The organism is Halomonas sp. 707D4 (assembly GCF_024158685.1).
Lineage (GTDB): Bacteria > Pseudomonadota > Gammaproteobacteria > Pseudomonadales > Halomonadaceae > Vreelandella.
Map to the genome: position 1 here is coordinate 1 of NZ_JAMZBD010000152.1, position 6,601 is coordinate 6,601.

At 63.7% G+C, this 6,601-nt stretch carries 8 protein-coding genes; 7 read left to right on the forward strand and 1 reads right to left on the reverse strand.

Going from position 1 to position 6,601, the window contains the following annotated elements; translation table 11 throughout:
• The 3 genes from BIS11_RS08350 to BIS11_RS08360 all read left to right on the forward strand — a co-directional run.
• Nucleotides 1–353, forward strand: a 353-nt coding sequence (locus tag BIS11_RS08350; protein ID WP_253585916.1) for an FAD-binding oxidoreductase, incomplete at its 5' end; no start/stop codon positions are given.
• 90 nt (nt 354–443) lie between these two features.
• On the forward strand, nt 444–653 hold the full coding sequence (locus tag BIS11_RS08355) for a putative motility protein (RefSeq protein ID WP_253420785.1): 210 nt from the start codon (nt 444–446) through the stop codon (nt 651–653).
• Between the two features lie 239 nt (nt 654–892).
• Complete coding sequence (locus tag BIS11_RS08360) at nt 893–2,482, forward strand: peptide chain release factor 3 (RefSeq protein WP_227390552.1); 1,590 nt, start codon at nt 893–895, stop codon at nt 2,480–2,482.
• A 63-nt stretch (nt 2,483–2,545) separates the two neighbouring features.
• Here BIS11_RS08360 and BIS11_RS08365 read toward each other — a convergent pair whose 3' ends face one another.
• A complete protein-coding gene (locus BIS11_RS08365) occupies nt 2,546–3,502 on the reverse strand; it encodes a folate-binding protein YgfZ (protein ID WP_253420754.1) in 957 nt (318 codons plus the stop codon).
• 180 nt (nt 3,503–3,682) lie between these two features.
• On the opposite strand from BIS11_RS08365, the gene BIS11_RS08370 reads away from it, so the two are divergent.
• From BIS11_RS08370 to BIS11_RS08385, 4 genes are all read left to right on the forward strand, one after another.
• Nucleotides 3,683–3,880, forward strand: a complete 198-nt coding sequence (locus BIS11_RS08370) for a hypothetical protein (RefSeq protein ID WP_227390550.1) — start codon at nt 3,683–3,685, stop codon at nt 3,878–3,880.
• Nucleotides 3,877–4,290 carry an OsmC family protein gene (locus tag BIS11_RS08375; RefSeq protein ID WP_367399060.1) on the forward strand — a complete coding sequence of 138 codons (414 nt, stop codon included), beginning with the start codon at nt 3,877–3,879 and terminating at the stop codon, nt 4,288–4,290. Before BIS11_RS08370 ends, BIS11_RS08375 begins: the two co-directional genes overlap by 4 nt.
• 39 nt (nt 4,291–4,329) lie before the next feature.
• A complete protein-coding gene (gene uvrB / locus BIS11_RS08380) occupies nt 4,330–6,354 on the forward strand; it encodes an excinuclease ABC subunit UvrB (RefSeq protein WP_253420750.1) in 2,025 nt (674 codons plus the stop codon).
• A gap of 3 nt (nt 6,355–6,357) precedes the next feature.
• On the forward strand, nt 6,358–6,601 hold a 244-nt coding region (locus BIS11_RS08385; protein ID WP_301286424.1), incomplete at its 3' end, for a DNA-formamidopyrimidine glycosylase family protein.

A 6,601-nucleotide genomic window follows, 5' to 3' on the forward strand; every position in this document is an offset into this window, starting at 1 on the left:
ACCTGCTGGCGCCGATGAACGCGGGCGTACGCTTGACCACCGGCGCCGAGCTCGACCGGCTGGAATCACCCGCCGACGAAGAGCAGCTCGAGGCGGCGGAGAAGGTCGCGCGCAGGATGTTTCCGCTCGGCGAGCGTCGTGAGCAGGCGGCGTGGAAGGGGGCTCGCCCTTGTTTGCCCGACATGAAGCCGATCATCGGGCCGGCGCCGCGCCACAAGGGGCTGTGGTTCGCCTTCGGCCATGGTCATCAGGGGTTCACCCTCGGCCCGGCCACCGGTGAGCTGCTGGCCAGCATGATGTTCGAGGAGTCCACCGCCATCGACATGGCGCCGTTCAGGGCGAACCGTTTCTAGCCTCTGTCGCTGGTACCGGCAGGGATGCTTTGCTAACCTTCACTGCATACCTTTCAAACGATCAATGATGTCACTTCGCGAGGTGGGATGATGGATGTCACGGCGAGCAACGCGGTCAGCCAGGCCCTCTACATGAATCAGGCGCAGACCGCTGAACAGGCACAGATGCAGCTCTTTCGCCAGGCGCTGGATCTTCAGGCCCAGCAGGTGACCGAGGTACTGGCCGGGGCCGATCTCCAGCCCCAGCCGGATCTGGCCCGTGAAGGCACGCTGGGTACGCAGATCAATACCTACGCCTGAAGCCTTTGCGTCAGTGATCGAGGAGCCGCCATGGGCGGCTCTTTTTTATGCCCGCTTCGAGCTCGTGACGGTACGAGCGTGGCACGCTTGTTGATGGAGCGTTACAATCCCGCCCACTTTCGAACGACGGGTTTCGAATTATCTTTTCGAGCTGTTTTTTTCGAACCATTTTCCGACTGCTCGGCCGGCGTCGCCTGCGCGACGTTGCACTGCTGGGTACACATCTCGATTGAGGCAAGATGAAAGAGACGCAATTGGCCCAGGAGGCGGGGCTTCGAAGGACCTTCGCCATCATTTCGCACCCGGATGCGGGCAAGACCACCATCACCGAGAAGATGCTGCTGTTCGGGAACGCCATCCAGATGGCGGGCTCGGTCAAGAGCAAGCGCAACGACCGCCACGCCACCTCTGACTGGATGAAGATGGAGCAGGAGCGCGGCATCTCGGTGACCACCTCGGTGATGCAGTTCCCCTATGGTGGACGCATCGTCAACCTGCTCGACACGCCCGGCCACGAGGACTTCTCGGAAGACACCTACCGCACGCTGACCGCCGTGGACTCCGCCTTGATGGTGATCGACGGCGCGAAAGGCGTCGAGGATCGCACCATCAAGCTGATGGAAGTGTGCCGGCTGCGTACCACGCCGATTCTGACCTTCGTCAACAAGATGGACCGTGACATCCGCGACCCCATCGAAGTGATGGACGAGGTCGAGACGGTGCTCAACATCCAGTGCGCACCGATGACCTGGCCGATCGGCATGGGGCGTCATTTCAAGGGGGTGTACCACCTCTACAACGACGAGATCCATCTCTATACCCAGGGCCAGGGCAGCCGGATTCCCGACGACAAACGCATTAAGGGGTTAGATAGCCCCGAGGTGGATGCGCTGCTCGGCGAGGACGAGGCCGAGGAGCTGCGCATGGAGATCGAGCTGGTGCGCGGGGCCTCCCACGCCTTCGATCTCGACGCCTACCGCCGCGGCGAGCTGACGCCGGTCTACTTCGGTACCGCCATGGGCAATTTCGGCGTGCGCGAGATGCTCGACGGCTTCGTCGAACACGCCCCGGCGCCCCAGCCGCGCGAAACCGATACCCGCGAAGTCACCGCGAGTGACGAGCGTTTCACCGGCTTCGTGTTCAAGATCCAGGCCAACATGGACCCGAACCACCGCGACCGCATCGCCTTTTTGCGCGTGTGTTCCGGCAAGTACGAGAAGAACATGAAGATGCGCCACGTGCGGATCAAGAAGGACGTCAAGATCGCAGACGCCCTGACCTTCATGGCCTCGGACCGCTCCCAGGTCGAGGAAGCCTGGCCCGGCGACATCATCGGCCTGCACAACCACGGCACGGTGCAGATCGGCGACACTTTCACCGTGGGCGAGGACATGCGCTTCACCGGCATCCCGCACTTCGCCCCGGAGCTGTTCAAGCGCGTGCGCCTGAAGGACCCGCTCAAGATGAAGGCGCTGCAGAAGGGCTTGCAGCAGCTCTCGGAAGAGGGCGCGACCCAGGTCTTCATGCCGATGGACAACAACGACCTGATCCTCGGCGCGGTGGGCACGCTGCAGTTCGACGTGGTCGCCCACCGGCTGAAGGAGGAGTACAAGGTCGACTGCATCTACGAAGGGGTGAACGTGCAGACCGCCCGGTGGGTCTACTGTGACGACGCCAAGATGCTCGAGGAGTTCAAGCGCAAGGCGAGCGGCAACCTGGCCATCGACGGCGGCGGCTACCTCACCTATATCGCCCCGACCCGGGTCAACCTGCAGATGACCCAGGAGCGCTGGCCGGACGTTCGCTTCCAGCCCACCCGGGAGCACTGAACCCGCCAGGTGTCGGGTGGCCGTCCCCGCTCGGGCAGGGCGGCCACTCGGATGCCCGCGGCGCTACGAGACGTCGCGAAGCTCCAGGGCGAGCTTCTCCGGGTCGAGGCGCTCGATCGGATAGGGGAGCGACTCGAGGGTCACCGGGTGCCCGCCGAGATGAAGCGGCTGGGGCGTCTCGAGCACCTTGGTGGCCACCACGGCGAGAAGCTCTATCTGCCCCTCGGCGGCGAAGGCGCTGCTGACCACCTCGCCCAGGTTCTTGCCTTGATCGTCGGTCAGAGTCTCACCGATGCTCGGCAGATCATCGCCGGTCATCACTGCCCGCGCCAGGCGCTTTTTCACCTGCCCGCGAAAGTGAGCCCTGGCCACCACTTCTTGGCCGGTGTAGCAGCCTTTCTTGAAGCTGATGCCGCCCAACGCCTCCCAGTTGATCATCTGGGGCAGGAAGTGGTCCTGCTGAGCGTCGGTGAGCCAGACGAGCCCGGCGCGAATGTCCGCCAACTGCCAAGCGTTGTCGAGCGCGGGATCGCTCGTTGTCCCGGCTTCGCGTTCACAGAACAGGTAGCGCTCCACGCCCGGCAGGCGCAGTACGCTATTGGCGTTGGCGTCGCTTGCGTGCAGGTAAGGATTGCCGGGCAGCGCGAGCCCGAGTGCCTCGGCGCGCGTCTTGGCTGCGGCAGGGCTGGCGCCGATCACCGCGCCTTCCATCACCTCAAGCTCGACGCGGTAGAAAGCGGCGAACTTGCCCAGGTGGGTGGCGAGGCCTTCGACGAGCGTGGCGCTCAGCAGCAGTCGGTAGTGGTCGTCGGCCACTTTCATCAGCTGGCCGTTGGCAATGATGCGACCCTTCGGCGTGCAGAAACAGGTCAGCGGCGCGAAGCGGCCATCGGCCAGGTTGACCTGGGCGCTGGTCTGACCCTGCAGGAACTTGTCGGCGCCCGCGCCCTTGATGTCCAGCGCGCTCAGGTGATCGAGACGGGTTTCGCCGCTCGGCAGGGGGGTAACGTCGGTTGCCATGAAAGCTCCACTATCGGTAGAAAGGCGTGCGCCTAGCGTAACACTGATACAGGAAAGTGCGGGTACCGGGGCGCGATTGCAAGGTATCGGCGCCGTGCTAGACTGGATTCTCTGTATCACTTTTGCATAGGTTCGGGGCCTTTGTCCTGTGCCTGGGTTTCGTTGGAAGAAGGAAGTGTCATGGCTTATCAATCCCTCGCGTTCAAGGGCGTGGAAAACGCCGATCAGGTCAACCGGATCACCACCGCACTGATGATGCTCGACGGTGTCGAAAGTGCTGAAGTGGGCCGGCACGGGGCCGAAGTGGAAGGGCGCGCGAGCCATCAGGCGCTGGTCAAGGCGGTGAAGGATCTAAAGCTGGGTATCGAGGTCTCATGATGCGCGCGCCCATCGTCATCGAAAGCCAGCGCAACCGGGCGTTTCGCCAGCGTATCGAGGTAGCCAATGTCGAGGCGCTGTACAGCGATGCGCCCGCCATGCTCGGTGGCGACGGGCAGGACCCGGACCCTCACGACCTTTTCGACATGGCGCTGGGCAGTTGCAAGGCGATCACCGTGCAGATGTACGCCAAGCGAAAGGGGTGGCCGCTTGACGGCCTTCGGGTGATCGTCGCCCGGGACGATAGCCGGGAGCGCGACGGTGTCTACCGCCTCGATGTTCAGCTCGAATTCGAGGGGGCGCTCGACGATGCCATGCGCCAGCGCCTGCTCGAGATCAGCGAACGCTGCCCCATCCAGCGGTTGATCACTCAGGTCGATATCATCATCGAGACGCACCTGAGTACCTAGACACTGCAAGACCACCGATTTACCCGACCAGGAGTCACGATGAGCAAAGAGTTCCGGCTAACGTCGAAGTTTCAGCCCGCGGGTGACCAGCCGACCGCCATCAAGGGCCTGGTCGACGGGCTCGAGTCGGGGCTCGCCCACCAGACGCTACTGGGCGTGACCGGCTCGGGCAAGACCTTCACCATGGCCAACATCGTGCAGAAGCTGCAGCGACCGACCATCGTGATGGCCCCCAACAAGACGCTCGCCGCCCAGCTCTACGGCGAGTTCAAGGCGTTCTTTCCCGACAACGCCGTCGAGTACTTCGTCTCCTACTACGACTACTACCAGCCCGAGGCCTACGTACCTTCATCGGACACCTTCATCGAGAAGGACGCCTCGATCAACGACCACATCGAGCAGATGCGCCTTTCGGCCACCAAGGCGCTGCTGGAGCGGCGCGATGCGCTGATCGTGGTGTCGGTGTCGGCGATCTACGGCCTGGGCGACCCGGATCAGTACCTGAAGATGCGCCTGCACTTCACCCGCGGCGAGCTGATCGACCAGCGCAAGTTCCTGCGCCGGCTGGCGGAGCTTCAGTACACCCGTAACGACATGGATTTTCGCCGGGGTACCTACCGGGTGCGCGGCGACGTGATCGACATCTTCCCGGCGGACTCCGACGAGGAGGCAGTACGCGTGGAGCTGTTCGACGACGAGATCGACTCCATTCGCCTGTTCGACCCGCTCACCGGCGATGTGCGTGGCGAAGTACCGCGCATGACCATCTACCCGAAATCCCACTACGTCACGCCGCGGGAGACGATTCTGGAGGCGATCGAGTCGATCAAGGGCGAGCTCAAGGAGCGCCTGGAGTGGCTTCGAAAGCACGAGCGGCTGGTAGAAGCCCAGCGCCTCGAGCAGCGCACGCTCTACGACATCGAGATGATGCTGGAACTGGGCTATTGCAACGGCATCGAGAACTACTCGCGCTATCTCTCCGGGCGTGATCCCGGCCAGGCGCCGCCGACCTTTTTTGACTACCTGCCGGACGATGCGCTGTTGTTCATCGACGAATCCCACGTCAGCGTTCCCCAGGTGGGCGGCATGTACAAGGGCGACCGTTCGCGCAAGGAGACCCTGGTAGAGTACGGCTTCCGCCTGCCCTCGGCACTCGATAACCGCCCCATGAAGTTCGAGGAGTGGGAGTCGATCTGCCCGCAGACCATCTTCGTGTCCGCAACGCCGGGCAACTACGAAGCCGAGCATGCGGGGCAAGTAGTCGAGCAGGTGGTACGTCCCACGGGGCTTCTCGACCCGGAAATCGAGGTGCGCCCGGCCAGCACCCAGGTCGACGACCTGCTGTCGGAGGTCAACAAGCGTACCGTCGTCGGCGAACGGGTGCTGGTCACCACGCTGACCAAGCGCATGGCGGAGGATCTCACCGAGTACCTGGACGATCATGACGTGCGCGTGCGCTACCTGCACTCGGACATCGATACCGTCGAGCGCGTCGAGATCATTCGCGACCTGCGCCTGGGCAAGTTCGACGTGCTGGTGGGGATCAACCTGCTGCGCGAGGGCCTCGACATTCCCGAAGTCTCGCTGGTGGCGATTCTCGATGCGGACAAGGAAGGGTTCCTGCGCGCCGAGCGCTCGTTGATCCAGACCATCGGCCGTGCCGCGCGTAACGCCCACGGCAAGGCGATCCTTTACGGCGACCGGGTGACGGATTCCATGCGCCGGGCGATCGACGAGACCGAGCGGCGTCGCGCCAAGCAGATGGCGCACAACGAAGAGCACGGCATCACCCCGACCACGGTGACGCGCTCGGTGGCGGACATTCTCGAGGCCGCCCCGGCGCCCGGTGCCAAGAAGACCAACGGCCGGCGCGGCAGCGATCGCAAGAAGCGCGCCGAGGCGGAATACGATATCGCCAGCATGGGACAGGAAGAGCTGGCGCAGGCGATCGGCAAGCTCGAGGATGCGATGTTCGAGGCGGCCCAGAACCTGGAGTTCGAGGAGGCGGCGCGCCTGCGCGACCAGCTCAACCAGATGAAAGAGAAACAGCTGGTGCTGGGGTAGGGCATGCCGGAAGGTCCCGAAATCCGCCGCGCGGCGGATCGCATCGAAAAGCAGGTGGGAGGCCGGGTGGTCGAACATGCCTGGTTCGCCTTCGAAGCGCTCCAGGCCGAGGCCGATTCTCTGATCGACGTGCGTATCGATGCCGTGGAGACGCGCGGCAAGGCGATGCTGATTCGCTTCGCCAACAATCGCGCGCTCTACTCCCACAACCAGCTTTACGGCGTCTGGAAATTGCACCCGGCCCACG

What these genes read in the sequence shown, in the direction of transcription:
- BIS11_RS08360 (WP_227390552.1), top strand. Translation starts at nt 893, where the DNA reads ATGAAAGAGACGCAATTGGCCCAGGAGGCGGGGCTTCGAAGGACCTTC.
- BIS11_RS08365 (WP_253420754.1), bottom strand. Translation starts at nt 3,502, where the DNA reads ATGGCAACCGACGTTACCCCCCTGCCGAGCGGCGAAACCCGTCTCGAT.
- BIS11_RS08370 (WP_227390550.1), top strand. Translation starts at nt 3,683, where the DNA reads ATGGCTTATCAATCCCTCGCGTTCAAGGGCGTGGAAAACGCCGATCAG.
- BIS11_RS08375 (WP_367399060.1), top strand. Translation starts at nt 3,877, where the DNA reads ATGATGCGCGCGCCCATCGTCATCGAAAGCCAGCGCAACCGGGCGTTT.
- BIS11_RS08355 (WP_253420785.1), top strand. Translation starts at nt 444, where the DNA reads ATGGATGTCACGGCGAGCAACGCGGTCAGCCAGGCCCTCTACATGAAT.
- uvrB (WP_253420750.1), top strand. Translation starts at nt 4,330, where the DNA reads ATGAGCAAAGAGTTCCGGCTAACGTCGAAGTTTCAGCCCGCGGGTGAC.